Origin of the sequence: Pseudomonas sp. PS02303 (assembly GCF_029959925.1) — a bacterium.
In the GTDB taxonomy this organism is placed as follows: domain Bacteria; phylum Pseudomonadota; class Gammaproteobacteria; order Pseudomonadales; family Pseudomonadaceae; genus Aquipseudomonas; species Aquipseudomonas mandelii.
Map to the genome: position 1 here is coordinate 16,384 of NZ_JASCOM010000035.1, position 25,449 is coordinate 41,832.

Genomic DNA, 25,449 nt, shown 5'->3' on the forward strand with positions numbered 1-25,449 from the left:
CGCTGCTGGTCAAGTTACCGAGCGAAGCCTGGCCGATGCCTATATAATCCCCGCCTTTCGTGGAGAACAGACCTTTATGCCAACGTCCTTTCTAGAAATTGTCGAGTTACCAGACGGCCGGATTGAGCTGCGCAGGGCCGAGGACGAGGGTTCTCTGGTTACTTTGGATTTCTCCGAGGATGCCAAGGCTTTCCTGCAGGGCCAGCACGTGGAAGTCGCCAAGGCGATGTTGAGCGTGGGTGTTCAGATGGCAGGACGCCTGGTTGAAGGCGAATTTAATACGGATGAGAGTTCGCGGGTCCTCCACTGATCCCATTCGTCGCTTTCTGCTAATACGGTTACGAACTGGCTTCTCTATCCTTTGAGAAGCCCCGCGCTTTGCGTTGCGCGCATTATTGATGCATTAACCCAAGCGAATATTCAGGCTCTGCGCATCTCCGGTACGGGCTGCGCTGATCAACTGTTGCCGTGAGTTTGCGTTCAATGGGTTGAGCCAACTGACAACCGTATGGCTGCGGCCCAGGCGCAAGGCTTCGCAGGTCAACTGCTGAGCGCTCTGAGTGCCGCGAGGTTGCAGCAGCAGGATGCGTTCGCGGTTAAGACCGGCGTCCCGCAACCACGTCTGAGTCAGGCTGGCGGGCGGGGCGATCAGTGTCAGCCACCGCGCGTCTTGATCCTGACTCAATTCACGAAGAATCGGCGCCAAAAGGTTCAAGCAATTCCCGGCCGCACCACGTAGTGAAAGCTCGCTGAAGACTTCGGGTTCGGCGCTCCAGGGCGACTCGACCACGTCTTTCAGGATCGGGGCCAACGGCTGCACCATGAATGCCTCGAACAACGGCAGTTGTGCTTGCTGCGATGTGTGTGGGAACTGCATAAAGCCTCCTTTAGCGGCGAATGACGCCGACACTCAAGCCTTCAATCACCAGTTCCTGATCTTTCAGGTTGACTTCGATAGGGGCGAATTCAGGGTTTTCGGCAATTAACCAGACCTTGCTGCCATCTCGCTTGAAGCGCTTGACGGTCACTTCGTCACCGATCCGCGCCACGACGATCTGGCCATTGCGGGCTTCCCGGGTGGTGTGGACGGCCAACAGGTCGCCGTCGAAAATGCCGACGTCCTTCATGCTCATGCCATGAACGCGCAGCAGATAGTCAGCACGCGGATGGAAGAAGGCAGGGTTGATGTTGCAGGACTCCTCGATGTGCTGCTGGGCCAGAATCGGCGCACCGGCAGCCACCCGGCCAATGATCGGCAGAGTAGACTCGTCGGCCTTGGCTTCGAAGCCCGGAATGCGGATGCCACGGGAAGCGCCCGGGGTCATCTCGATTGCACCCTTGCGGGCCAGCGCCTTGAGGTGTTCTTCCGCCGCGTTAGGCGACTTGAAACCCAGTTCCTGAGCGATTTCCGCACGGGTCGGCGGGTAGCCGTTGTCTTCGAGGCAGCGTTTGATGAAGGCCAGAATCTCTGCTTGGCGTGGCGTCAGCTTTAGCATATTGATCGCTCTGTCTTTTTATACAGTGACTGGGATTATATACAGTGGAACGGTCTTGGCAATGCCCCTTTTTTCGCCGGCCGCTGGACGGTCGATCAGCCCGCTGATTAAAGCCTCGCCGTTGTATGGTTAAATAGCTGACCGACCATTCCCAAAACGAACCGGCAGGCTTGACAATGCACAGGCTGAAACGTATGTTTCAAACAAGTGTTTGTCAGGCGGAGTAGCCATGGCCCAGTCGGAAACCGTTGAACGCATTCTTGATGCTGCCGAGCAGTTGTTCGCGGAAAAAGGTTTCGCCGAAACCTCGTTGCGTCTGATCACCAGCAAAGCCGGTGTCAATCTGGCGGCGGTGAATTATCACTTCGGTTCGAAGAAGGCGCTGATCCAGGCTGTCTTCTCGCGCTTTCTCGGGCCGTTTTGCCTGAGCCTTGATAAAGAGCTGGAGCGGCGTCAGTCCAAGCCTGAAAACAAGCCGACACTCGAAGAGTTGCTCGAGATTCTCGTTGAGCAAGCCCTCGTCGTGCAGCCGCGCAGCGGCAACGATCTGTCTATCTTCATGCGCTTGCTGGGGTTGGCGTTCAGTCAAAGCCAGGGCCACCTGCGTCGTTATCTGGAAGACATGTACGGCAAGGTGTTCCGCCGCTACATGATGCTGGTCAACGAAGCCGCGCCGCGTATTCCGCCGATCGAACTGTTCTGGCGCGTGCACTTCATGCTCGGCGCTGCGGCGTTCAGCATGTCCGGTATCAAGGCGTTGCGCGCCATTGCCGAGACCGATTTCGGCGTTAACACCTCCATTGAGCAAGTGATGCGTCTGATGGTGCCGTTCCTGGCCGCAGGCATGCGTGCCGAAACCGGCGTCACCGATGTGGCCATGGCCACCGCACAACTGCGTCCGCGCAGCAAGTCGGCCCCGGCTGCCGCCAAGGTTTAGCCGCGCACGGGTGGGCGCGGCGACTGACATCCGCTAAGCTAGCCGCCCATGCCGACTCTCGTTCTGAACCCGCTTCCCATTGATGTCGCCGACCTGCCGGGCACAGCCCAAGGCGGCGAGCGCGTGCGCGCCGGGTTTTTCGTTATCAAGGAATCTCTATGACTGCTGGCCTGCAAGGCTCGTTGATGGTGGACGTCGCCGGTACCTGGCTGACGGCCGAAGATCGCCAATTGTTGCGTCAGCCCGAAGTGGGTGGCCTGATCATTTTCGCCCGTAACATCGAAAATCCGCGTCAGGTGCGCGAGTTGAGCGCTGCGATCCGCGCCATTCGTCCCGACCTGCTGCTGGCGGTGGATCAAGAAGGCGGTCGCGTTCAGCGTCTGCGCCAAGGCTTCGTGCGGCTGCCGGCCATGCGCGCCATCGCCGACAATCCGAACGCCGAATACCTGGCCGAGCAGTGCGGCTGGATCATGGCCACCGAAGTGCTGGCCGTTGGCCTCGATCTGAGTTTCGCCCCGGTGCTGGACCTGGATTACCAGCGCAGCGCCGTCGTCGGCACCCGTTCGTTTGAAGGTGACCCGGAGCGCGCAGCGCTGCTGGCGGGTGCATTCATTCGCGGCATGAACAGCGCCGGCATGGCTGCCACCGGCAAGCATTTTCCCGGTCACGGCTGGGCCGAGGCGGATTCCCACGTCGCGATCCCGAACGACGAACGCAGCCTCGATGAAATCCGCGCCAACGACCTGGTGCCGTTCGCCAGATTGAGCAAACAACTGGCCGCCGTCATGCCAGCCCACGTTATTTACCCGCAAGTCGATTCCCAGCCAGCCGGGTTTTCCCGCCGCTGGTTGCAGGACATTTTGCGCGGTGAGCTGCAATTCGATGGTGTGATCTTCAGTGACGATCTGTCCATGGCCGGTGCCCACGTGGTAGGCGATGCCGCCAGCCGTATCGAGGCCGCGCTGACCGCTGGCTGCGACATGGGCCTGGTGTGTAACGACCGCGCTGCAGCGGAGCTGGCCTTGAGCGCTGCCCAGCGCTTGAAGGTCAAGCCATCCGAGCGCATTGCGCGGATGCGTGGCCAGTCGTATGCCAACACTGAATACCGTCAGAACCCGCGCTGGCTGACTGCCATAGGCGCGCTTAAAGAAGCTCAACTGATTGAATAAGGACTTTTCGTTATGACGGTTTACGCGATTATCGGTGGCACCGGCCTGACCCAACTCGAAGGCCTGAACATTCGTCAGTCGCTGGCGGTGGACACGCCCTATGGCGCGCCTTCGGCCGACGTGCAGATTGGTGAATACGCCGGCAAGGAAGTGCTGTTCCTCGCCCGCCACGGTCACCCGCACCGTTTTCCGCCGCATCAGGTGAATTACCGCGCCAACCTTTGGGCGCTGAAACAGGCGGGTGCCGAGGCGATCCTCGCGGTCAACGCCGTGGGCGGAATTCATGCTGCAATGGGTACTGGACACTTTTGTGTGCCTCATCAGTTGATCGACTACACCAGCGGTCGCGAGCACACCTATTTCGCTGGCGACCTGGATCACGTCACCCACATCGATTTCAGCTATCCCTACAGCGAGCCACTGCGCCAGCAATTGATCGCGGCATTGGCGGCTGAAGGCGTCGATTACAGCAGTCAGGGCATCTACGCCTGCACCCAGGGCCCACGTCTGGAGACCGTCGCTGAAATCGCAAAACTGGAACGCGACGGCTGCGACATCGTCGGCATGACCGGCATGCCGGAAGCGGCGTTAGCCCGTGAGCTGGAACTGGATTATGCGTGTCTGGCGCTGGTGGTGAACCCGGCAGCGGGCAAGTCCACGGCGGTGATCACCATGGCCGAGATCGAGCAGGCGTTGCAGGACGGGATGGGCAAGGTCAAGTCCACGTTGGCGCGGGTGTTGGCGGGTTGAGTATCAGCGGTCGGATTAGGTGCCTGGCTGCTTTACGATTCAATGAGTTTCAAGCGGTGTTGATGTCGTGACCACAATAACTGAGCAACTTCATGCGCTGCCGTGGGCAGAGGTGTTCAGCCATCGTGCTCTGGAAAAAGCTCGCAGGTACGCGGATGAGGATCGGATAACGATCCGTCAGATTGATGACCATATGGTTATCGCTACGTGCATCGGCTCCCAGGCGCAGGCATACGAGCAGGTCATTGAGCTCACTGAAGATCGGCGTGGGCAAGCGCAGCTTCAATGCGTTTGCTCCTGTCCTGTCATGTTCAATTGCAAGCACTGCGCCGCAGTCATCTATCACCTGCAAGAACATCCCGTTAACGCGCCTCAAAGTGCCGTCCAGGTTCACTTGAATCGTGAACTGGAGCGCTGGATCGACGGTATTCCTTCTGCAAGCAATCCCCCTGACGAGTCGGCGCAGGGAGCAGGCACGCGCCTGTTTTACAAACTCAGGGCAACATCCTCTGCCGGGAAATGGACGCTGGAAATTTTCAAGGCCCATCAGCTCAAGGACGGCCGCCTGCAAGACATCAAGCCGGTGTACTCGCTGTCGGATACGCTGATTCGGCAACCCGGTTACCTGACCGAACTGGATCTGCGGATCGCCAGATTGTTGGTCGCCGTTCACTCCCACCACGCCCATTACGCTGGCTACCCCTTGGAAGGCAGCAGTGGGGTGGAACTTATCGAAATGCTGTTGCGAACCTCGCGCTTTTTCCTTGACCTCGATCAGCCACAACCCCTGACGCCGGGAATGAGAAGAACAGGTCAATTTTCCTGGGCCGAACAATCCAATGGCAGTTTTCGCCCTCAATGGAGCAGCGACGAAGCGCCAGTGGAAACGATCCTGGCCCTGGAACCCTTGTATTATCTGGATCGCGAGCGGCTGCAAGTCGGACCGCTGTTCAGCGAGCTGGACGAAAAGCTGGCCCGTCACTTGTCATTGGCTCCCGATATTCCTGCAGGTCAGGCGATGCAGTTCAGCCAGCGGATGACCGCTGCGACCCGGGCAGCACCACCTCCGTACGCCCTGACGGAACGGGTCGTCGAAGGCATTTTTCCTCAGGCTCACCTGACGCTCGCCAGCGGCAAGCGTTACGTCCGCTGGCAGTACGAGCCAGAGCACCGGGCTGCATTGGCGTTTACCTACAACGGCCATCCGACGTCGGACCGAAACCCGGAGGTGCTGATCCTTTCGGGTACCGAAACCCTGCGCATCCAGCGCAACCCTGTCGCCGAAAAAGCCTTGCGCCAAGCCCTGCAAAAACATGGTTTTAAAAAGGCCACACGCAAAAGCAACCTGGATCGTCCAGGCGAAATGTTCGCCCTGCCGGATGACGTGGCCTGGCTTGCTTTTGTGCACCATGGCATCCCGGCGCTGCGGGAGAAAAACTGGCTGATCGATATCAGCGATAACTTTGACTTCAGCGTGCACCCCGTCGAACAGTGGTATGCAGAAGTCGAGGAGGAGTCGGGGCGCCAGTGGTTCGATTTGCAGCTGGGCATCGTCGTCAACGGCGAGCGTCATAGCCTGTTGCCCATCCTGCTGCATTTGCTACGTAGCCAGCCACAGTTGATGGAACCTGCGAGCTTGGCCCAGCGCAATGATGACGAACAGCTACTGATTGAACTTGGCGATGGGCGTTTCGGTGGTAAATCCCATGGCAAAGTCGCACTCCCTTTTGGTCGGATAAAACCGCTGATGGCGACCCTTGGCGAGTTGTACCTGGGTAAACATCTGGGCGACTCGTTGCGTTTGAGTGCTCCGGATGCGGCGCGGCTGAGTGCGCTGGAAGGCATTCCGCTGGTCTGGCAGGGCGGTGAACGACTGCGCAGTTTTGCAAAGCGTTTACGGGAGTCGATCCATGCTCACGTCCCGGCGCCCGAGGGCCTGAACGCGACGCTACGACCTTATCAGCTGGAAGGGCTGAACTGGATGCAAACCCTTCGAGAACTGGAGGTCGGCGGTATTCTCGGCGACGACATGGGCCTGGGAAAAACCCTGCAAACCCTGGCTCATCTGCTGACAGAAAAACAGGCCGGACGGCTTGATCGTCCGGCACTGGCTGTGATGCCCACCAGTCTGATCCCCAACTGGCTCGACGAATCGCAGCGCTTTACCCCGCAGTTGAAGGTCTTGGCACTGCATGGTGCGGCGCGGCAAAAAGACTTTGCCAGTCTTGCCGAATACGACTTGGTATTGACCACCTACGCGCTGTTGCCGCGCGATCTGGAGGTTTTACAGCCTCAGGTCTGGAGTGTGCTGATTCTCGATGAGGCGCAGAACATCAAGAATCCGGTCAGCAAAGCGGCTCAAGCAGCCCGAGACCTACAGGCCCGCCAGCGATTGTGTCTGTCCGGCACCCCGCTGGAAAATCATCTCGGCGAGTTGTGGTCGCAATTTCACTTTTTGCTGCCTGGCTGGCTTGGCGACAGCAAAACCTTCAATCGCGACTACCGCACGCCGATCGAGAAGCATGGCAATAACGAACGGATGCAACATCTGACGGCCCGGATAAAGCCCTTTTTGCTACGTCGCAAGAAAGATCAGGTGGCAACCGAATTACCACCGAAAACCGAGATTGTGCATTGGGTTGATCTCAGCGATGGGCAGCGGGATGTGTATGAAACCGTGCGCGTAGCAATGGATAAGAAGGTGCGTGACGAAATTGCCCGCAGTGGTGTCGGGCGCAGTCAAATCATCATCCTCGATGCATTGCTCAAGCTGCGTCAGGTGTGTTGCGATCTGCGGTTGATCAAAACGCCGCTCACCGCCAAAGCCCTTCGTTCTGGCAGCGGGAAACTGGTCAGCCTGATGGAGATGCTGGAAGAGTTGCTCAGCGAAGGCCGCAAGGTGCTGCTGTTTTCACAGTTCACTTCGATGCTCGCCTTGATTGAGGACGAGTTGCAGCAACGTGGTCAGGGTTACTCGTTGTTGACGGGTGAGACAACGGATCGGCGCACACCGGTCAAGGACTTTCAGAGCGGTAAAGTGCCGCTGTTTCTGATCAGTTTGAAGGCTGGCGGCACAGGTCTGAACCTGACAGCTGCGGATACAGTCATCCATTTTGATCCCTGGTGGAACCCTGCGGTCGAAAACCAGGCGACTGATCGGGCCTACAGGATCGGGCAAAACAAACCTGTGTTCGTCTACAAGCTGATAGCCCGTGGCACCGTAGAAGAAAAAATTCAGGCATTGCAGTTGGAGAAGGCCGCGCTGGCCGGGGCGGTGCTTGAAGGTGGAGCGACGGGTGGCTGGAAGCTTGAGCAGAGTGACATTGAAGCGCTGTTTGCGCCGTTGCCAAATCTCAAGTCCTGATTTCCGATCTCTTGACTGAAAACGAATTGACCCTATCGCGGGCAAGACACGCTTCCACAGGATGATCGCTGAACCTGTGGGCGCGTGGCTTGCCCGCGAAATCGATCTGCCGGGCGCCGCAGACCTCAGCGCTTCTCGAGCTTATCCGGCAACGGCGCAAACAACGCTTCAATATCATCGCTCTGCAACTTCCAGTCGCCAGTCTTGCGCCCATCCAGCACACCGGCCGCCAGGTCGGATTTTTCCTTTTGCAGGTGCTGAATCTTCTCTTCCACCGTGCCTCGGGCAATCATCTTGTAGACGAACACCGGCTTCTCCTGGCCGATGCGATACGCCCGATCTGTCGCCTGATTTTCCGTCGCCGGGTTCCACCAAGGATCGTAGTGGATCACCGTATCCGCTTCCGTCAGGTTCAAACCGACACCGCCTGCCTTCAAGCTGATCAGAAAGATCTGACGCTTGCCGCTCTGAAAGTCCTTCACGGGGGCGCGGCGGTCACGGGTCTGTCCCGTCAGCAACGCGTATTCAACACCGCGTTTCTTCAGTTCGACCTCGATCAACGCCAGCATCGAGGTGAATTGCGAGAACAGCAAAATTCGCCGACCTTCCTCAAACAGCTCATCCAGCATTTCCATCAGGCTGTCGAGCTTGCCCGAGGTACTGCCGCGAGTCGGCGGCACGGCATCGTTGACCAGGCGCAAGTCGCAGCACACCTGGCGCAGTTTCAGCAGCGCTTCAAGAATGATGATTTGGCTGCGCGCCACGCCTTTGCGAGTGATCTCGTCGCGGACTTTCTTGTCCATCGCCAGGCGCATGGTTTCATACACATCGCGCTGGGCTTCGTTGAGCTCGACCCAATGGATGATCTCGGTCTTCGGCGGCAATTCCGTCGCGACCTGCTCCTTGGTCCTGCGCAGCAGGAACGGTTTGATCCGACCGTTGAGGTGCTGAAGTCTGACTTCACTGGCGCGTTTTTCAATCGGTACGCGGTAATCGCGGTTGAAGCTTTTCACGTCGCCAAGCCAGCCAGGCAAGAGGAAGTGGAACAGCGACCACAGCTCGCCGAGGTGGTTTTCCAGCGGCGTGCCACTCAGGCACAGGCGCTGGCGCGCATTCAGCTCGCGGGCGGCGTGGGCGGCCTTGCTGTTGGGGTTCTTGATGTATTGCGCTTCGTCCAGTACCAGCACGTGCAGCGGCTGCGCGGCCAGGCGTTCGACGTCCTTTGGCAGCAGTGCATAGGTGGTGAGGATCAGGTCGTAATCGACCAGGTGATCAAAGTGTTTTTTGCGACTGGCGCCGTACAGCGCCAGCACTTTGAGCTGTGGCGTGAAGTGCGCGGCTTCATCGAGCCAGTTCGGGATCAGGCTGGTGGGCATCACCACCATGCACGGCCGGTCGAGGCGTCCGGCGTTCTTCTCACTAAGAATATGCGCCAGCGTCTGTAGGGTTTTACCCAGGCCCATGTCGTCCGCGAGAATTCCGCCGACTTCCAGTTGCCGCAGCGACTGCATCCAGCTCAAGCCTTCCAGCTGATATGGGCGCAAGGTCGCGTTCAAGCCTTCGGGGGCTGTTGCGGTGTAATCCTTGATGTCCCGAAGGCGCTGGGCAAACGTGCGGATCTGCTCGCCACCTTCCCAAAGCAGCGGCATGCCTTCCAGCGGATTCAGGCGCGTGGCGTCGGCCTTGCTCAGGCGTAGCGTGGTTTCGCCGGGCTCTTGCAGGTAGAACTCGCCAAGCGTCGCCAGCACCGGTTTCAAGCGGCCGAAGGGCAGGGCGACCTGCAAGGGGCCGTGCTGGGAATTCGGGCGGTTGGGAATGTTCACCAGAATCAGTTCGTCGTCGCGTCGGCGGGCGAGGCGTTCCGGATTGAGGATTTCGGTGTGGGAGCGCATCAGGTTCAGCAGGATCGGCAGCAAGCTCAAGCGCTCGCCGTTGACGATGATCCCCAGCTCCAGATCAAACCAGTCGCGCTCCGGTGCCTGCTCGACGGTGGCGTACCAATCGTCCACGGCGGTCAGGTCGAAGCCGAAATCTTCGTCGATCTGCAGCTCCCAACCTTGAGTGCGCAGTTTCGGCAATTCATTGAGGGTGAAGGTCAGCCAGGCGCTGTCGTTGACCATTTCATAGAGTTCGCCAGCGCTTTCCGGCAAGGCCTTGCTTTGTCGGGTGGCGATCTTGAAACCGAGAATTCGCAGCTGCTCCCGGTAGGCCTGTTCGACTTCCGGGTGGCGTTTTATCCGTAGCGTCTGGGTTTCCTGGCGAATCAGTACATCGGCGTTCTTCTGCCCGGAAACGTACTCATCCAGATAGCTGAACGACAGCGCCGCCCGATGCTGGATGTAGCGCTGCATCTTGCCGTTGCGTGGTTCGAAGGCGCTGAACTCGATGCTCGCCAGCCACAGGCGCGGTATCGGTTGCACGTTGTCCACAAGGACTTGGGGTGGCGCCTTTGGGCTGCGGTTTTCCAATACCGCCTGAAGTTTTTCCAGCAGTTCGGCGTCTTGTGCGGCGGCGGGGTAGGCGAGGGTTTCCTGCACCTTCAGCAGCACCGCCGCGCAATGTTTGCAGTTGACGTGAACCGGGCATGTGCACGTGGCGTCGACCATCAGCAAGGTCGCTTTGGCCGACTCCCGCAGGCGAATGGTCTGGCGGTACACGTTACCGCCAGAGCCTTCGCAAGCGGCGACGATCGTGGCATCGCCAGCCTCGACGATCCTGACGCGGTTCTCCAGCGCGTAGCGACGGCCACGCTCCAGGCTCTGTTCCTTGAATCGGCTGACCCAGGAAGGTGCCAGGGGTTTGCTCAGGGTCGCTGACATAGGGACTCAATCAGTCCGGAATTTCATCGGGGACTGGCCGAGGCGCAGGGGCGGTGAGCGAGGTGATCTTGATCAGCAGGCCGAGGTGGCCGTTGTCGAGGAAGTTCAGCTGGCCGTTCTTGGTGTGGCTTTCCTGCTTCAGGCGTTCGCTGGCGGTGACCAAACCATTGGCGTCGATCTGGTTGACCCAGAAATCCGCGTCGACGTCGGTAAAACGTCCCAGTTTCAAGCTCAACGTGCCCTCGATCGGGAACTGGCCGAACTGTTCCTTGCCCTCACTGATGGCGATCTTGCGGGCATCTTCGCCCAGGTTCTGTTGCCAGGCCTTGTGCAGTAACACCGTGTAATCGCTGCTGGCGCTGAGTTTTTGCACTTCGTTATTCAGGCTCGGCGTGCGCAGGTTGTCCTTGCTGATACTTTTTGCACCGGCAGCCCAGTCTTCCGGTGCGGCTTTGCTGACAATGGCTGGCACGGCGTTTTGCCGCACCAGGATCATTTCAACCTGGTACAGGTCATCGGCAAACGCCGTAGGAGCGACCAGGGTGGTCAGCAAGGTCAGTAAACAAAACAGGCGCATGCGGCGTCCTTCAAGCAGTTTTCGGAATGAGGCACTCAAGCAGCGCCTCTACAGTATTAAAGCGCTCTTCCGGGCGCTCCATCGGGACCATGAATTTAAACATCGTGGCACCTTCGAATTTGTAGCGTTTGGGCTGGCCCTGGATCAGTTTGATCAGGGTCAGCGGGTCGACCGGCGTCTGCGCGGCGAACTCGATCCGGCCGCCTTGCGGGCCACCGTCGACTTTCTTGATGCCCAGCAGTTCGGCTTGCAGCTTCAATGCCGTGATGCGCATCAGGTTCTTCGTCGGTTCCGGCAGCAGGCCGAAACGGTCGATCATCTCCACTTGCAGGTCTTTGAGGCCTTCCTCATCGGTGGCCGAGGCAATGCGTTTGTAGAGAATCAGTCGGGCATGCACGTCCGGCAAGTAGGCTTCGGGAATCAACGCCGGGACGCGCAGATTGACTTCCGGACCACCGCCCAGCGGTTGATCAAGGTTCGGTTGTTCGCCCTTGCGGATCGACTTCACCGCGCGTTCGAGCATTTCCATGTACAGGGTGAAACCGACCGCCTGGATCTGACCGCTCTGACCGTCGCCCAGCAGTTCGCCGGCGCCACGGATCTCCAGGTCGTTGGTGGCGAGCACGAAGCCTGCGCCGAGGTCCTGGGTGTTGGCGATCGCTTCCAGACGTTTTTCGGCGTCGGGAGTGATCTGCTGGCGTGGCGGGGTCAGCAAATAAGCGTAAGCCTGGTGGTGACTGCGACCGACGCGGCCGCGCAATTGGTGCAGCTGCGCCAGGCCAAATTTGTCGGCACGCTCGATGATGATGGTGTTGGCGCTCGGCACGTCGATGCCGGTCTCGATGATGGTCGAGGCAATCAGCACGTTGAAGCGCTTGTGATAAAAGTCGCTCATCACCTGTTCGAGATCGCGTTCGCGCATCTGCCCATGGCCGATGCCGATCCGCGCTTCCGGCACCAGTTCGGCGAGGTCGGCGGCACACTTCTCGATGGTCTTGACGTCGTTGTGCAGGTAATAGACCTGACCGCCGCGCAGCAACTCACGTAGCAGGGCCTCTTTGACCGTGTTCTTGTTCTGCTCCATGACGAAAGTCCGCACCGACAGGCGACGGGCTGGCGGCGTGGCAATGATCGACAGGTCGCGCATGCCCGACACCGCCATGTTCAGCGTGCGCGGAATCGGCGTGGCGGTCAGGGTAAGAATGTCGACTTCACTGCGCAGGGCCTTGAGCTGCTCTTTTTGACGGACACCAAAACGATGCTCTTCGTCGATGATGACCAACCCGAGGTTTTTGATTTTCACGTCGTCCTGCAGCAACTTGTGCGTGCCGATGACGATGTCGATCTTGCCTTCGGCGAGGTCCGCCACTGCAGCGTTGACTTCCTTGGTCGACTTGAAGCGGCTCATCACTTCCACGCTCACCGGCCAGTCGGCGAAGCGGTCGCGGAAGCTGTTGTAATGCTGCTGGGCGAGCAGGGTAGTCGGCACCAGGATCGCCACCTGGCGACCGCCATGCACCGCAATGAACGCCGCGCGCATCGCCACTTCGGTCTTGCCGAAGCCCACGTCGCCGCAGACCAGGCGGTCCATCGGCTTCGGTGCCAGCATGTCGGCGCGGACGGCGTCGATGGTGGTTTGCTGATCCGGGGTTTCTTCGAACGGGAAACCGGCACTGAAGGTTGCGTAGTCGGCTTTCGGGTCTTCGAAGGCATAACCCTCGCGAGCGGCGCGACGGGCATAGATGTCTAGCAGCTCGGCCGCGACGTCGCGCACTTGCTCGGCGGCTTTGCGTTTGGCTTTCTGCCAGGTTTCCGAGCCGAGGCGGTGCAGCGGGGCCAGGGCATCGTCGCTACCGGTGTAGCGAGCAATCAGGTGCAGGTTGGCCACTGGCACATAGAGCTTGGCGCCCTCTGCGTATTGCAGGGTCAAGAACTCGGCAGCCTGATCGTCGATTTCCAGGGTCGCCAGACCCAGGTAGCGACCGACGCCGTGATCGATATGCACCACCGGCGCGCCTTCGCGCAACTCGGTAAGGTTCTTGATGACTGCATCGTTGTTGGCATCGGCGCGTTTTTCGCGGCGACGACGTTGCATCACCCGCTGACCGAACAACGGGCTTTCGGCCACCAGCGCCAGGGCCGGGTCGTCGAGTACCAGGCCTTCGTCGAGCGGCGCGATGGTGATCGCCAGCCGCTCCTTGCTTGCGACAAAGTCCGGCCAGCTGTCGACGGTTTTCGGTCGCAGCTTCAGGCGTTCGAGCAATTCCAGCAGCACTTCACGACGACCCGCGGACTCGGCGGTAAACAGCACGCGCCCGGGAAACTCGTCGAGGAAGCCGGCCAGCGCCGCCAACGGCTGGGTGGCCTTGGCTTCGATGGCCAGGTTCGGCAGTTCGCGCGCCGGGAAGCGCTCGCGACCGACGCCGGTTTCCACGTCCTGTTGACTGGCCACTACCCGCGGCCAGTTCTTCAGGCGCGCAAAGCAGTCTTCCACCGGCAGGAACAGTTCGGCCGGAGGTAATAACGGACGGGACGGATCGACGCGGCGTTCTTCGTAGCGATTGCGCACGTCGTTCCAGAAGTTTTCCGCCGCCTGCTCGATGCCCGGCAGGGAAAACACTTGTGTGTCCTGGGGCAGGTAATCGAACAGCGTCGAGGTTTCGTCGAAGAACAGCGGCAGGTAGTACTCGATACCGGCCGGTGTAATCCCGCTGCTCAGGTCTTGAAAGATCGGGCAGCGACGGAAGTCGACATCGAAACGCTCGCGAAAGCGTGCCTTGAAGCGGGTGACCGCATCTTTCTGCAGCGGGAATTCCCGCGCGGGCAGCAGGCGAACGGTGTCGACTTTATCGATGGAGCGCTGGTTTTCCGGGTCGAAGGTACGCAGCGTTTCGATTTCGTCGTCGAACAAGTCGATACGGAAGGGCAGTTTGCTGCCCATCGGGAACAGGTCGATCAGCGAGCCGCGCACCGTGAACTCGCCGTGCTCGTACACCGTGTCGACGTAGCGATAGCCACTGGCTTCAAGTCGGGTGCGCATTTGCTCGACGTCGAGCTTCTGGCCAACGTCCAGCACCAGGCTGCTGCCGAGCAGGAATTTGGTCGGCGCGAGGCGGTGCAGCGCGGTGGTGATCGGCACGACCAATACGCCATGGCTCAGCTCCGGCAACCTATATAAGGCCGCGATGCGCTGGGAAATGATGTCCTGGTGGGGTGAAAACAGATCGTAAGGCAGGGTTTCCCAGTCCGGGAAATGCAGCACAGGCAAATCCGGGGCGAAGAAACTCAGCTCCTGTTCCAGCCGTTCGGCACTTTGGCTGTCGGCGGTCAGCAGCAGGGTAAAGCGCTTGGCAGCGCTGGCAGCCTCGGCGATGGCCAGGCTAAGGGCGGCACCGGGCAGGTTGCCCCAGTGCTGTTTACCTGCCGCGGCAGGGAGAAGCGGTAGACGCAGAACGGGCACGGAAGGTTGAGCTCCAAGCGTTGCGACAAAGTCGGTAATTGTAGCGGCCCCGGGTGCCGCCTGTCAGTTGCAGACTGTGTCTATTACGCAGGTTTGGCGAAATGTAGTGGTAAAGACAAAATTCGCCGGTTTTTTACCGGAAATTGATGATTATGTAGTGGCAAAACGACCGAGTGTTACGGAGGGTTACGGATAAGACAGCGGTATCTCCAAAAAATTGACTGCGCTGAAAGCCCCGGTTTTACTGGGCTGCATCGCTGCGTGATTTTTTTGAACCTGATTTTGTTACGGATCGCACGACAGGCGCGCATTGCTACGGGAGGCACTCGGCGGCATAATGTAGCCCCTTTTTTCTGCCCCTACATGTGGAAGGTTCCCGTGACTCAGAAGCCCGACCAGTGTCTTGGTGAATGGATCGACCGTGAAGCACTCGCAGAAGCGATGATTCCGCTTATCGGTCAGCTCTACCGCAATAACAACGTGGTGAGCTCGATCTATGGCCGCAGCCTGATCAATCGTTCAGTCATTGCGATTCTCAAAGCTCACCGCTTTGCTCGTCATCGTCAGTCCGATGACAGCGAATTGTCCGTCCACGAAACATTCCCGCTGCTCAAGGCGATGAGCGAGCTCAAGCTCGGCGCCGCTTCGGTTGACCTGGGCAAGCTTGCGGTCAAGTTCAAAGCCGAAGGCAATGGCCGCACTGCCGAGCAGTTCGTCCGCGAAGAACTGGCTGACGTCGTTGGTCAGCAGAACGTTTCCGCTCGCAAAGGCACCGACGTTGTCCTGTACGGCTTCGGTCGTATCGGCCGTCTGCTGGCGCGCATCCTGATCGAGAAAACCGGTGGTGGCGACGGCCTGCGTCTGCGCGCCATCGTTGTCCGCAAGGGCGCCGAGAACGATCTGGTCAAGCGTGCAAGCCTGCTGCGTCGTGACTCGGTTCATGGTCCGTTCGATGGCACCATCACTATTGATGAAGCCAACAACACCATCACCGCCAACGGCAACCTGATCCAGGTGATCTACGCGAAGAACCCGACTGAAGTGGATTACACCCAGTACGGCATCAAAGACGCGCTGCTGGTGGACAACACCGGTGTTTGGCGTGACGCCGAGGGCCTGGGTCAACACCTGGCTTGCCCAGGTATCGACCGCGTTGTTCTGACCGCGCCGGGTAAAGGCAAGCTGAAGAACATCGTTCACGGCATCAACCACGGTGATATCACTGCTGACGACAAGATCGTTTCCGCCGCTTCCTGCACCACCAACGCCATCGTGCCGGTGCTCAAAGCTGTGAACGACAAGTTCGGCATCGTAAATGGTCACGTTGAAACCGTTCACTCGTACACCAACGACCAGAACCTGATCGACAACTTCCACAAAGGTGATCGCCGTGGCCGTAGTGCCGCGCTGAACATGGTGATCACCGAGACCGGTGCTGCCACTGCTGCTGCCAAGGCACTGCCTGAGCTGGCTGGCAAGCTGACCGGTAACGCGATCCGCGTTCCGACGCCAAACGTGTCGATGGCCATTCTCAACCTGAACCTTGAGAAAGCCACCACTCGTGAAGAGATCAACGAGTACCTGCGCCAGATGGCCATGCACTCCGATCTGCATAAGCAAATCGACTACGTCAATTCGCAGGAAGTGGTTTCCACCGACTTCGTTGGCTCGCGCCACGCAGGCGTTGTGGACGCTGAAGCGACCATCACCCAAGACAACCGCGTTGTTCTGTACGTCTGGTACGACAACGAGTTCGGTTACAGCTGCCAGGTGGTTCGCGTGATGGAAGACATGGCCTGTGTAAACCCGCCAGCATTCCCGCGCTAAGCCTTAGCTGCACATGAAACGCCCCGACTTTGGTCGGGGCGTTTTTGTTTGTGCAATTTGTCAGTTTTCAGAGGTGTGGTTTGTGCCGGCCTTTACGCGGGCATGCGCCCGCTCAAAACTGGCAAATGACCTGTAGGAGCGAGGCTTGCCCGCGAAAGCGATTTGTCAGGCGCCGCCGACCACCGCGGCTTGCGCAGTCCGCAGTTCATGCCGATTGCCTTTGAACAACACCAGCGTCGCAATCAACCCCAGCACCGCCGCGCCAGTGAGCCAGATCCCCGGCGCTGCCTTGTTGTCCAGCACATGGATCAAGTACGTACACGCCGCGGGTGTAAACCCGCCGAACGTTGCAGTCGCCAGGCTGTAGGCCAGGGAGAAGCCGGTGGTACGAACTTCCACCGGCATGATCTCGGTCAGCGCCACCACCATGGCGCCGTTGTACGAGCCGTACAGGAACGACAGCCACAACTCGACGATCAGCAAATGGCTGAAGCTCGGGTTCGCCACCAGCCATGACAGGGCAGGGTAGGCCGTAAGGATCGCCAGAATGGTCGCCGCCAGGAGTAGGGGTTTGCGCCCGATCTTGTCGGACACGGCACCCATGACCGGCAGCCAGAAAAAATTCGACAGACCGATACAGACCGTCACCAGCAAAGCATCCAGATCCGACAGATGCAATTCGGCTTTGCCGAAGGTCGGGGTGTAGGCGGTGATCAGGTAGAACGACACGGTGGTCATCACCACCAATGCCATGCCGGCGATGACGATGCCAAAGTTCTGACTGATCGAGCGGACGACGTCCCGCAGGGTTGGGCGGTGTTTGCGCGCCTGGAATTCCGGAGTTTCTTCAAGCGAACGACGAATCACGAAAATCACCGGCACAATCATGCAGCCGATCAGGAATGGAACACGCCAGCCCCAGTCACCCATTTCTTCGGGGCTGAGCCAATGGTTCAAACCGACTCCCAGCAGACCGGCGAACACCACCGCGGCTTGCTGACTGGCGGATTGCCAACTGACAAAGAAGCCCTTGCGACCCGGCGTGGAAATCTCTGCCAGGTACACCGACACGCCGCCCAGTTCCACGCCGGCCGAGAAGCCTTGCAGCAGGCGGCCGAACAGCACGAGCAGCGGCGCGGCCACGCCGAGGGTGGCGTAACCCGGCACGCAGGCAATCAGCACCGTGCCGGCAGCCATCATCGCCAGGGTGATGATCAAGCCTTTGCGGCGGCCATGACGGTCGATGTAGGCGCCGAGGAAAATCGCGCCCAGCGGGCGCATGAGGAATCCAGCACCGAAAGTGGCCAGCGACAACATCAGGGAGGCGAAAGCGCTGTCGGCAGGAAAGAACGTTTTCGCGATGGCCGTGGCGTAAAAGCCGTAGACCATAAAGTCGAACATTTCGAGAAAGTTACCGCTGACAACGCGAAAAATCGCCTTGCCTTTGCTCGTGTTGGAGGACATTTGTAGATACTCACTCTGGTAAGTCTTGTTTGAACGCACTGCACCTGCACGAGCCTGTGTGGCGAAGTGAGGCTCCCACAGGTTTTGCGTCTGACAGGCAGATGAGGCAGGTCTGGCTCCCATGCGCTCTGAAGCCCATAATGGCGGGCGCGGTTTTGGGGGGAGATGAAGATTTGTTAACTGGACGGTGGACTGGGATTGTGATGCTGGTCGGTGTTTTGTCCGGTTGTGGCAACGGCGACAGTCTGGAACGCTTCGACGGCCCAGCCATGGGCAGTCGTTATTCCATTCAATACGTGAGGCACTCCTACACGCTTGGGCCGAAAGCGGTGCAGGCTGAAGTAGAAAATATCCTCGCTGAAGTGGATCGACAATTCTCGACCTACCGCAGCGATTCGGACATCGAGCGCTTCAACGATCTCCCCGCCAATCGCTGTCAGAAAATGCCCACGCCGATCCTCAAACTGATCCGCGTTGCTCAGCTGCTGTCGGAACAAAGCGAAGGTTCCTACGACCTGACTGTGGAACCGCTGCTCAATCTCTGGGGGTTCGGCCCGCAAGCCCGTGAGGAAAAAGTCCCCACCGCCCAGTCGCTCGCCGAAGTAAGGCAGAGGGTTGGCTACCAACACCTGCGCATCGATCGCGATCAGCTGTGCAAGGACGCCGCCGTCGAAGTCGACTTCAACAGCATCGCCGCCGGTTACGCCGTCGATACCATTGCCGAAAAACTCGAAGCGATGGGCATCCGCAGCTACCTGGTCGAGGTCACCGGCGAACTCAAGGCGGCCGGCAAGAAACACGACGGCTCGCCATGGCGCATCGCTCTGGAAGAGCCTCGGGATGATCGGCAAGTGGCCGAGCGTGTGATTGTTGTCGACGGCTACGGAGTGTCCACTTCCGGCGACTACCGTAACTATTTCGAGCAGGACGGTCGGCGCTATTCCCACACCTTCGATGCCCGCACCGGTGCGCCGGTCTCACACACCCTGGCGTCGGTCACAGTGATTAATCCTTCAGCGTTAATGGCCGATGGCTTATCGACGCTGTTGCTGATTCTCGGACCGGAGCGCGGTTGGGACTACGCAGAAAAACACGATATCGGCGCATTTTTTGTGATCCGTGCCGATACAGGTTTCGTCACACGAACCAATCAGGCTTTTGAGCGCCTCAGTGGCGGCAAAACTGAATGATTGCGACGGTTCGCGCATCGAAGACTGGCGTTGTAGTGCAGGCAAAACTAGCCTACGACGCGACCAAGGGTTAATGTGCCCGGCGTTGACGCTTCTATAGACTGTGTCCGGGTTCTGCATTGGCCCCAAATTGTTCCTTCACGCCACAGATCGGCGTGATTTAGCCGCAGGTGCCGAGGGCACTGCGGCCTGTTCTGAGGAGTACGCATGGCTGTCTACAACTACGACGTGGTGGTACTGGGTTCCGGCCCGGCGGGAGAAGGCGCGGCAATGAACGCCGCCAAAGCAGGGCGCAAGGTGGCGATGGTCGATAGTCGTCGCCAGGTCGGCGGCAACTGCACCCACCTGGGTACCATCCCGTCCAAGGCACTGCGTCACTCGGTCCGGCAGATCATGCAGTTCAACACCAACCCGATGTTCCGGGCCATTGGTGAGCCGCGCTGGTTCTCGTTTCCGGACGTGCTGAAAAGCGCCGAAAAAGTCATTTCCAAACAAGTCGCCTCGCGCACCGGCTACTACGCCCGTAATCGCGTCGACGTGTTCTTCGGCACCGGCAGCTTCGCCGACGAGCAAACCATCGAAGTGGTCTGCGCCAACGGTGTGGTCGAAAAACTGGTGGCCAAGCACATCATCATCGCCACCGGCTCGCGTCCCTATCGCCCGGCGGACATCGATTTCCATCACCCGCGCATCTACGATAGCGACACCATCCTCAGCCTCGGCCACACCCCGCGCAAACTCATCGTTTACGGCGCCGGCGTGATCGGTTGCGAATACGCGTCGATCTTCAGTGGCCTGGGTGTGCTGGTTGAACTGGTGGACAACCGCGGTCAGTTGCTGAGTTTCCTGGACTCGGAAATTTCCCAGGCCCTGAGCTACCACTTCAGCAACAACAACATCACGGTTCGCCACAACGAAGACTACGACCGCGTCGAAGGCGTGGACAGCGGCGTGATCCTGCACCTCAAGTCCGGCAAGAAGATCAAGGCCGATGCCTTGCTCTGGTGCAACGGTCGTACCGGCAACACCGACCAGCTGGGTCTGGAAAACATCGGCGTGAAGGTCAACAGCCGTGGCCAGATCGAAGTCGACGAAGCCTATCGCACCTGCGTACCGAACATTTACGGTGCCGGTGACGTGATCGGCTGGCCGAGCCTGGCCAGTGCCGCCCACGACCAGGGTCGTTCGGCCGCTGGCAGCATCGTCGATAACAACAGCTGGCGCTTCGTCAACGACGTGCCGACCGGTATCTACACCATTCCGGAGATCAGCTCGATCGGCAAGAACGAGCAGGAGCTGACTCAGGCCAAGGTGCCCTACGAAGTGGGCAAGGCGTTCTTCAAGGGCATGGCGCGTGCACAGATTGCCGGCGAGCCCCAGGGCATGCTGAAAATCCTGTTCCACCGCGAGACCCTGGAAGTGCTGGGCGTTCACTGCTTCGGTTATCAGGCCTCGGAGATCGTTCACATCGGTCAGGCGATCATGAGCCAGCCGGGCGAACTGAACACCCTGAAGTACTTCGTCAACACGACGTTCAACTACCCGACCATGGCCGAAGCCTATCGGGTAGCGGCTTACGATGGCCTCAACCGGCTTTTTTGAGTGGCTCCGGCCGGTGGCCTGAGCCGGCCGGGGAGACCGATTTCAGCAATTCTCGAGGGTGGCGCTGGCCAAACCGGGAAAGTCTGTAATCAGGCTGTCAACGCCGAAGTCGGCGAGTCTGCGCATCAGCGCGGGCTCGTTGACTGTCCATACCGACACATGCAGCCCCTGACGCTGCGCCTTCTGCAGGCGTTCCGGCGTACACAGGGTCCAGTTCAGCGCCAGAATCTCACAGCCGTAACTCTGGGCGACTTTCAACGGGTCGAGCCATGCATATTCAGCCACCAATCCACGAGACACGTCCGGCACCAGGTCCAGCGCGGCTTTCAGCACTTCGCGTGAACTCGATGTGATCGTGACCTTGTCGAGCAGGCCGAAACGCTGAGCCATTTCGCGTATCGCCAGCACGGTCGTTGCGGCACGGGTGCGAGATGCGCTTTTGACTTCCAGCTGCCAATGCTCGAAATCGCATTTCTCGAACAACTCTTCCAGCGTGGGGATCGGGCAAGGCTTGATCCAGCCCGGCCCGCCCTTGCGTGCGTCGTAGGTCACCAGCTCGGCCGCCGTGTGCTCGACGACCTTGCCGCGTCGGTCGGTGGTGCGCTTGAGTGTCGGGTCGTGGATGACCATCAACTCGTTGTCCATGGACAGGTGCAGGTCCAGTTCACAGCGGCGCACGCCATGCTTGAGGCATTGCTGGAAACTGGTCAGCGTGTTTTCCGGTGCTTCGCCCTTGGCGCCGCGATGGCCGTAGATGAGGGTCACGGTTCTTCCTTAAATTAAATGCCTGATTCGTTTTCGCGGGCCAGACGTCGTTCCTGGGCCTGCTTCTGCAAAATGTAGCGGGCCAGCAATTGGCGCTGGGCGTCGGTCGGGTATTCGAACTCGGTGCCAACGTCGTAGGCGCCAGCCTTGCGATCGCAATGCGTGACCTTGGCCCGCAGCAACAGGCCGAGGGCTTGTGGCATCAGCACCAGTTTGACCGACAGGTGCGCGCCCACGGCGATGGGCGTCGGATGCTGGAAGTCGATACCGCCTTCGGAAATGATCACCGGCTGCGGCTCGCCGATCTGCCCGAGTACGGTGATGGCGATCACCTGGCTCAGCAGATCGATGCGTTTGTTCTGGGATTTCAGGAACGCAGCGAGGTTGCGGTCGCGCTCACTGATCTGGCGCAGCAGGTGTTGCGACTCGAATTCGCTCAGGTGCAGTTCGCTGAGCAAGTTGAACAGTGGGGAAGCATCCTGCAACACTTCCTGGCCTGCGGCTTCGGGAGCGGACAGGGGCCGAATTTCCAGTGCGATCGTGTCCTCGATACGGTAGTATTCGCGGCGATCTTCTTCATCTAATGTCGACATGGCGAACCCATGGTAGCGGCGGTGGTCTGAGTGTAAAGCTGGTTATCGACCCCCGCCACAAGGACGTTCCTTTTCCCTCCGAACAAGCCCCGACATGTTCAGACCTCTCTTCGTATTTATTGGCACGCGTTATACCCGTGCAAAGCGCCGCAATCATTTTGTGTCATTCATTTCCCTGACCTCGATGATCGGACTCGCCCTCGGCGTGGTCGTGATGATCGTCGTGCTTTCGGTCATGAACGGCTTCGATCATGAGATGCGCACCCGCGTGCTGGGCATGGTGCCCCACGCGACCATCGAGTCCGGTGAACCGATCAGCGACTGGCAAAGCCTGGCCGCCAAGGTCAAGCAGAACCCGCAGGTGACGGCCGTTGCGCCGTTCACCCAGATGCAGGGTTTGCTGACCAACAACGGCAAGGTCTCCAAAGTCCTGCTCAATGCCATCGACCCTGCGCTGGAACGCCAGGTCTCGATCATTGATAACTTCATGCAGCAGGGCAAACTCGACGACCTCACGCCGGGCAGCTTCGGCATTGTCATCGGTGACAAGGCGGCCGCCAAGCTTGGCGCCGCGGTTGGCGACAAGCTGACATTCGTGGCACCGGAAGTCACGGTGACCCCGGCCGGGATGTTCCCGCGCATGAAACGCTTTACCGTGGTCGGCATTTTCCATGTCGGCGCCGGTGAGATCGACGGGTACCTGGGTGTCACCAACCTGCAGGATCTGGCGAAAATGCATCGCTGGAAGCCGGATCAGGTCCAGGGCATCCGCCTGAAGTTCGATGACCTGTTCCAGGCCCCGCGCACGGCGTGGAATATCGCCCAGCAACTCGGTGAGGACCATTTCTACGCCCGCGACTGGACCCGTACCCACGGCAATCTGTATCAGGCGATCCGCATGGAAAAAGCCATGATCGGCCTGCTGTTGCTGCTGATCGTCGCCGTTGCGGCCTTCAACATCATTTCCACGCTGGTGATGGTGGTGAACGACAAGAAGGGTGACATCGCGATTCTGCGAACCCTGGGCTCCACGCCGGGGCAGATCATGGCGATCTTCATGGTCCAGGGCACGGTCATTGGCGTGATCGGCACGCTGATCGGCGCCGTGGTCGGGATCTTCGCCGCGTTGAACGTCAGCGCTGCGATCTCGGCCCTCGAAGGGTTGATCGGCCACAAATTCCTGAACGCCGACGTGTATTTCATCGATTACCTGCCGTCGCAAGTGCAGAGCCAGGACGTGTTGATGGTCTGCGCCGCCGCGTTGGTCCTGAGTTTCCTCGCCACCCTGTATCCAGCCTGGCGTGCCGCGCGCACCCAGCCTGCGGAGGCGCTACGTTATGAGTGAGTTGGGTATGAGTGATAAAGCAATCTTGAGCTGCCGCAACCTGGGCAAGTCCTATGAGGAAGGCCCGGAGTCGGTAGAAGTGCTGGCCGGTCTGCAACTGGAGTTGCATCCGGGTGAGCGCGTGGCGATTGTCGGCACCTCGGGTTCGGGCAAAAGTACCTTGCTCAACCTGTTGGGCGGTCTCGACACGCCGACCAAGGGCAGCGTCTGGCTCGATGGCGAAGAGCTGTCGGCCCTGAGCGAGAAGAATCGCGGCCTGCTGCGCAACCGGTCGCTGGGTTTCGTCTACCAGTTCCACCATTTGCTGCCTGAGTTCACCGCGCTGGAAAACGTCTGCATGCCGCTGCTAATCGGCAAGACTGCGATTCCGGAAGCGCGCCAGCGTGCGACTGCGTTGCTGGAGCGGGTAGGGCTTGGCCATCGCCTGGAGCACAAACCGTCTGAACTGTCCGGCGGCGAACGTCAGCGCGTTGCCATCGCCCGCGCCTTGGTGAACAAGCCAGGCCTGGTGATGCTCGACGAGCCGACCGGCAACCTCGACTCCCACACAGCCCAGGGCATTCAGGATTTGATGCTGGAACTCAGCACCTCGATGCGCACGGCGTTCCTGGTGGTGACTCACGACATGAACCTGGCTCGCCAGATGGATCGCGTCCTGCATTTGCAGGAAGGTTGCCTGACGCCCATCTGATTGGCCGAAACCCGGCGTGCTGAACAGTACGTCGGGTCTTTTATTTTTATACGGTGCCCCAGCGAATGTTCAGACCGTTATCGATCTTTATCGGCACGCGCTATACCCGCGCCAAGCGCCGCAATCGCTTTGTTTCCTTCATCTCGATGACCTCGATGATCGGCCTCGCCCTCGGCGTGCTGGCGATGATCGTGGTGCTGTCGGTGATGAACGGCTTCCAGCGCGAAATGAGCTCGCGCATCCTCGGTATGGTGCCGCACGCGACCATCGTCGGCGTGAAGCCGATCGACGATTGGCAGCCCGTGGCCGCCGCCGCGATGAAAAACCCGGAAGTCACTGCCGCCGTGCCGTTCACCGAGATGGAAGGCATGCTCTCCTATAAAGGCACGATGCAGCCAATTCAGGTCAGCGGTGTAGATCCCGCACTGGAAGGCAAGGTGTCGATCGTTGCCCAGCACATCGTTCAGGGCCGTCTCGATGCGTTGAAACCGGGCGAGTTCGGCGTGGTGATCGGTGAAATCACCGCGCGGCGTTTCCGCTTGAATGTCGGCGACAAGATCACCCTGATCGTGCCGGAAGTCAGCAACGCACCGGGCGGCATTACCCCGCGCATGCAGCGGCTGAACGTAGTGGGCGTGTTCAAGGTCGGTGCCGAGCTGGATGGCTCGATGGCGCTGATCCACGTCGCCGATGCCGCGCAGATGCAGCACTGGGAACCGAACCAGGTGCAGAGCGTGCGATTGGCGGTGAAGGATTTGTACGCGGCGCCGAAGGTCTCCAGCGATATCGCTGGCGGGCTGGGCACCGCTTACAAGGCTGATGACTGGACCCACACCCAGGGCAGTCTGTTCAGTGCGATGAAGATGGAAAAAACCATGATCGGCCTGCTGTTGCTGATGATCGTCGCCGTGGCGGCGTTCAACATCATCGCAACGTTGATCATGGTGGTGAACGACAAGGGCGCGGACATCGCGATCCTGCGCACCATTGGCGCCACACCGCGGCAGATCATGGCGATCTTCATGGTGCAGGGCACGGTGATCGGGGTTGTCGGCACCTTGATCGGTGGCGTTCTGGGCGTGATAGCGGCGCTGAACGTCAGCGAGCTGGTGGGGTGGATGGAGCGGGTCAGTGGCCAGCACATCTTCAGTTCTGACGTGTATTTCGTCAGTAACTTGCCGTCGGAGTTGCAGGGTGGGGATGTGTTGTTGATCTGCTCGGCGGGGTTCGTCCTGAGCTTCCTGGCGACGGTCTACCCGGCCTGGCGTGCGGCGAAGATCGAGCCAGCACACGCGTTGCGGTATTCGTAAGTCGTTACACCGCCGTCACGAGCAGGCTCGCTCCCATTGGATCTGATTCAACTCGGTCACGGTGGGAGCGAGCCTGCTCGCGATGGGGCC

Annotated in this window: 20 protein-coding genes; 11 read left to right on the top strand and 9 right to left on the bottom strand. The window is 59.6% G+C overall.

The genetic code is table 11. The features are described 5' to 3' along the window. Positions 1–76 precede the first annotated feature (76 nt). A complete protein-coding gene (locus QMX98_RS11540) occupies positions 77–310 on the top strand; it encodes a hypothetical protein (RefSeq protein WP_010456352.1) in 234 nt (77 codons plus the stop codon). Positions 311–403: 93 nt separating this feature from the next. On the opposite strand, the gene sulA is transcribed toward QMX98_RS11540, so the two are convergent. Both sulA and lexA read right to left on the bottom strand, forming a co-directional pair. Beyond that, positions 404–877 carry an SOS-induced cell division inhibitor SulA gene (sulA, locus tag QMX98_RS11545; RefSeq protein WP_083376186.1) on the bottom strand — a complete coding sequence of 158 codons (474 nt, stop codon included), beginning with the start codon at positions 875–877 and terminating at the stop codon, positions 404–406. A 10-nt stretch (positions 878–887) separates the two neighbouring features. Then, entirely contained in the window at positions 888–1,496 is a 609-nt protein-coding gene (gene lexA, locus QMX98_RS11550) for a transcriptional repressor LexA (protein ID WP_007944149.1), read from the bottom strand. Between the two features lie 229 nt (positions 1,497–1,725). Between lexA and QMX98_RS11555 the strand changes: the two genes are divergently transcribed. The 3 genes from QMX98_RS11555 (at position 1,726) to QMX98_RS11565 (ending at position 4,352) form a co-directional block, all read left to right on the top strand. After that, the gene (locus QMX98_RS11555) at positions 1,726–2,433 is read left to right on the top strand and encodes a TetR/AcrR family transcriptional regulator (RefSeq protein WP_010456345.1); all 708 of its coding nucleotides are present in this window, start codon (positions 1,726–1,728) and stop codon (positions 2,431–2,433) included. 170 nt (positions 2,434–2,603) lie between these two features. After that, positions 2,604–3,602: a beta-N-acetylhexosaminidase gene (gene nagZ / locus QMX98_RS11560; RefSeq protein ID WP_169857079.1), complete on the top strand. Its 999-nt coding sequence runs from the start codon at positions 2,604–2,606 to the stop codon at positions 3,600–3,602. A gap of 12 nt (positions 3,603–3,614) precedes the next feature. After that, entirely contained in the window at positions 3,615–4,352 is a 738-nt protein-coding gene (locus QMX98_RS11565; RefSeq protein WP_083376188.1) for an S-methyl-5'-thioinosine phosphorylase, read from the top strand. 49 nt (positions 4,353–4,401) lie between these two features. Here QMX98_RS11565 and QMX98_RS11570 read toward each other — a convergent pair whose 3' ends face one another. After that, the gene (locus tag QMX98_RS11570; RefSeq protein WP_282410776.1) at positions 4,402–4,638 is read right to left on the bottom strand and encodes a hypothetical protein; all 237 of its coding nucleotides are present in this window, start codon (positions 4,636–4,638) and stop codon (positions 4,402–4,404) included. Positions 4,639–4,659: 21 nt separating this feature from the next. Between QMX98_RS11570 and QMX98_RS11575 the strand changes: the two genes are divergently transcribed. Beyond that, positions 4,660–7,716 (top strand): DEAD/DEAH box helicase, encoded by a 3,057-nt coding sequence (locus QMX98_RS11575; RefSeq protein ID WP_282410777.1) that lies wholly within the window; start codon positions 4,660–4,662, stop codon positions 7,714–7,716. A 125-nt stretch (positions 7,717–7,841) separates the two neighbouring features. Here the strand turns inward: QMX98_RS11575 and QMX98_RS11580 are convergent, their stop codons facing one another. The 3 genes from QMX98_RS11580 to mfd are packed head-to-tail and all read right to left on the bottom strand — an operon-like array spanning position 7,842 to position 14,572. Next, positions 7,842–10,535, bottom strand: a complete 2,694-nt coding sequence (locus QMX98_RS11580) for a DEAD/DEAH box helicase (RefSeq protein ID WP_010456335.1) — start codon at positions 10,533–10,535, stop codon at positions 7,842–7,844. A gap of 10 nt (positions 10,536–10,545) precedes the next feature. Then, on the bottom strand, positions 10,546–11,112 hold the full coding sequence (locus QMX98_RS11585) for a CsiV family protein (RefSeq protein WP_010456333.1): 567 nt from the start codon (positions 11,110–11,112) through the stop codon (positions 10,546–10,548). A gap of 10 nt (positions 11,113–11,122) precedes the next feature. Beyond that, complete coding sequence (gene mfd / locus QMX98_RS11590) at positions 11,123–14,572, bottom strand: transcription-repair coupling factor (protein WP_282410778.1); 3,450 nt, start codon at positions 14,570–14,572, stop codon at positions 11,123–11,125. 363 nt (positions 14,573–14,935) lie between these two features. On the opposite strand from mfd, the gene QMX98_RS11595 reads away from it, so the two are divergent. Next, a complete protein-coding gene (locus QMX98_RS11595; protein WP_282410779.1) occupies positions 14,936–16,399 on the top strand; it encodes a glyceraldehyde-3-phosphate dehydrogenase in 1,464 nt (487 codons plus the stop codon). Between the two features lie 165 nt (positions 16,400–16,564). On the opposite strand, the gene QMX98_RS11600 is transcribed toward QMX98_RS11595, so the two are convergent. Then, positions 16,565–17,863, bottom strand: a complete 1,299-nt coding sequence (locus QMX98_RS11600) for an MFS transporter (RefSeq protein WP_010456327.1) — start codon at positions 17,861–17,863, stop codon at positions 16,565–16,567. Between the two features lie 203 nt (positions 17,864–18,066). Here QMX98_RS11600 and QMX98_RS11605 point away from each other — a divergent pair, with 203 nt between their 5' ends. Together QMX98_RS11605 and sthA are read left to right on the top strand one after the other, a co-directional pair. Next, positions 18,067–19,053, top strand: a complete 987-nt coding sequence (locus tag QMX98_RS11605; protein ID WP_010456325.1) for an FAD:protein FMN transferase — start codon at positions 18,067–18,069, stop codon at positions 19,051–19,053. A 207-nt stretch (positions 19,054–19,260) separates the two neighbouring features. Beyond that, positions 19,261–20,655: a Si-specific NAD(P)(+) transhydrogenase gene (sthA, locus tag QMX98_RS11610; RefSeq protein ID WP_010456323.1), complete on the top strand. Its 1,395-nt coding sequence runs from the start codon at positions 19,261–19,263 to the stop codon at positions 20,653–20,655. A gap of 42 nt (positions 20,656–20,697) precedes the next feature. On the opposite strand, the gene QMX98_RS11615 is transcribed toward sthA, so the two are convergent. Beyond that, positions 20,698–21,420 (bottom strand): glycerophosphodiester phosphodiesterase family protein, encoded by a 723-nt coding sequence (locus QMX98_RS11615; RefSeq protein WP_010456321.1) that lies wholly within the window; start codon positions 21,418–21,420, stop codon positions 20,698–20,700. A gap of 14 nt (positions 21,421–21,434) precedes the next feature. Beyond that, positions 21,435–22,013 (bottom strand): PilZ domain-containing protein, encoded by a 579-nt coding sequence (locus QMX98_RS11620; protein ID WP_010456319.1) that lies wholly within the window; start codon positions 22,011–22,013, stop codon positions 21,435–21,437. Between the two features lie 94 nt (positions 22,014–22,107). Here QMX98_RS11620 and QMX98_RS11625 point away from each other — a divergent pair, with 94 nt between their 5' ends. From QMX98_RS11625 to QMX98_RS11635, 3 genes are all read left to right on the top strand, one after another. Then, positions 22,108–23,358, top strand: coding sequence for a lipoprotein-releasing ABC transporter permease subunit (locus QMX98_RS11625; protein WP_010456317.1), 1,251 nt, complete (start codon positions 22,108–22,110; stop codon positions 23,356–23,358). Between the two features lie 7 nt (positions 23,359–23,365). Beyond that, positions 23,366–24,049, top strand: a complete 684-nt coding sequence (gene lolD / locus QMX98_RS11630) for a lipoprotein-releasing ABC transporter ATP-binding protein LolD (protein ID WP_167360488.1) — start codon at positions 23,366–23,368, stop codon at positions 24,047–24,049. 65 nt (positions 24,050–24,114) lie between these two features. Beyond that, a complete protein-coding gene (locus QMX98_RS11635; protein ID WP_010456313.1) occupies positions 24,115–25,359 on the top strand; it encodes a lipoprotein-releasing ABC transporter permease subunit in 1,245 nt (414 codons plus the stop codon). The last annotated feature ends 90 nt before the right edge of the window (positions 25,360–25,449 follow it).

What these genes read in the sequence shown, in the direction of transcription:
- QMX98_RS11585 (WP_010456333.1), bottom strand. Translation starts at nt 11,112, where the DNA reads ATGCGCCTGTTTTGTTTACTGACCTTGCTGACCACCCTGGTCGCTCCT.
- QMX98_RS11620 (WP_010456319.1), bottom strand. Translation starts at nt 22,013, where the DNA reads ATGTCGACATTAGATGAAGAAGATCGCCGCGAATACTACCGTATCGAG.
- QMX98_RS11625 (WP_010456317.1), top strand. Translation starts at nt 22,108, where the DNA reads ATGTTCAGACCTCTCTTCGTATTTATTGGCACGCGTTATACCCGTGCA.
- sulA (WP_083376186.1), bottom strand. Translation starts at nt 877, where the DNA reads ATGCAGTTCCCACACACATCGCAGCAAGCACAACTGCCGTTGTTCGAG.
- lolD (WP_167360488.1), top strand. Translation starts at nt 23,366, where the DNA reads ATGAGTGATAAAGCAATCTTGAGCTGCCGCAACCTGGGCAAGTCCTAT.
- QMX98_RS11635 (WP_010456313.1), top strand. Translation starts at nt 24,115, where the DNA reads ATGTTCAGACCGTTATCGATCTTTATCGGCACGCGCTATACCCGCGCC.
- QMX98_RS11540 (WP_010456352.1), top strand. Translation starts at nt 77, where the DNA reads ATGCCAACGTCCTTTCTAGAAATTGTCGAGTTACCAGACGGCCGGATT.
- QMX98_RS11555 (WP_010456345.1), top strand. Translation starts at nt 1,726, where the DNA reads ATGGCCCAGTCGGAAACCGTTGAACGCATTCTTGATGCTGCCGAGCAG.
- QMX98_RS11600 (WP_010456327.1), bottom strand. Translation starts at nt 17,863, where the DNA reads ATGTCCTCCAACACGAGCAAAGGCAAGGCGATTTTTCGCGTTGTCAGC.
- lexA (WP_007944149.1), bottom strand. Translation starts at nt 1,496, where the DNA reads ATGCTAAAGCTGACGCCACGCCAAGCAGAGATTCTGGCCTTCATCAAA.
- sthA (WP_010456323.1), top strand. Translation starts at nt 19,261, where the DNA reads ATGGCTGTCTACAACTACGACGTGGTGGTACTGGGTTCCGGCCCGGCG.
- QMX98_RS11595 (WP_282410779.1), top strand. Translation starts at nt 14,936, where the DNA reads ATGTGGAAGGTTCCCGTGACTCAGAAGCCCGACCAGTGTCTTGGTGAA.
- QMX98_RS11575 (WP_282410777.1), top strand. Translation starts at nt 4,660, where the DNA reads ATGTTCAATTGCAAGCACTGCGCCGCAGTCATCTATCACCTGCAAGAA.
- QMX98_RS11605 (WP_010456325.1), top strand. Translation starts at nt 18,067, where the DNA reads ATGCTGGTCGGTGTTTTGTCCGGTTGTGGCAACGGCGACAGTCTGGAA.
- QMX98_RS11565 (WP_083376188.1), top strand. Translation starts at nt 3,615, where the DNA reads ATGACGGTTTACGCGATTATCGGTGGCACCGGCCTGACCCAACTCGAA.
- QMX98_RS11580 (WP_010456335.1), bottom strand. Translation starts at nt 10,535, where the DNA reads ATGTCAGCGACCCTGAGCAAACCCCTGGCACCTTCCTGGGTCAGCCGA.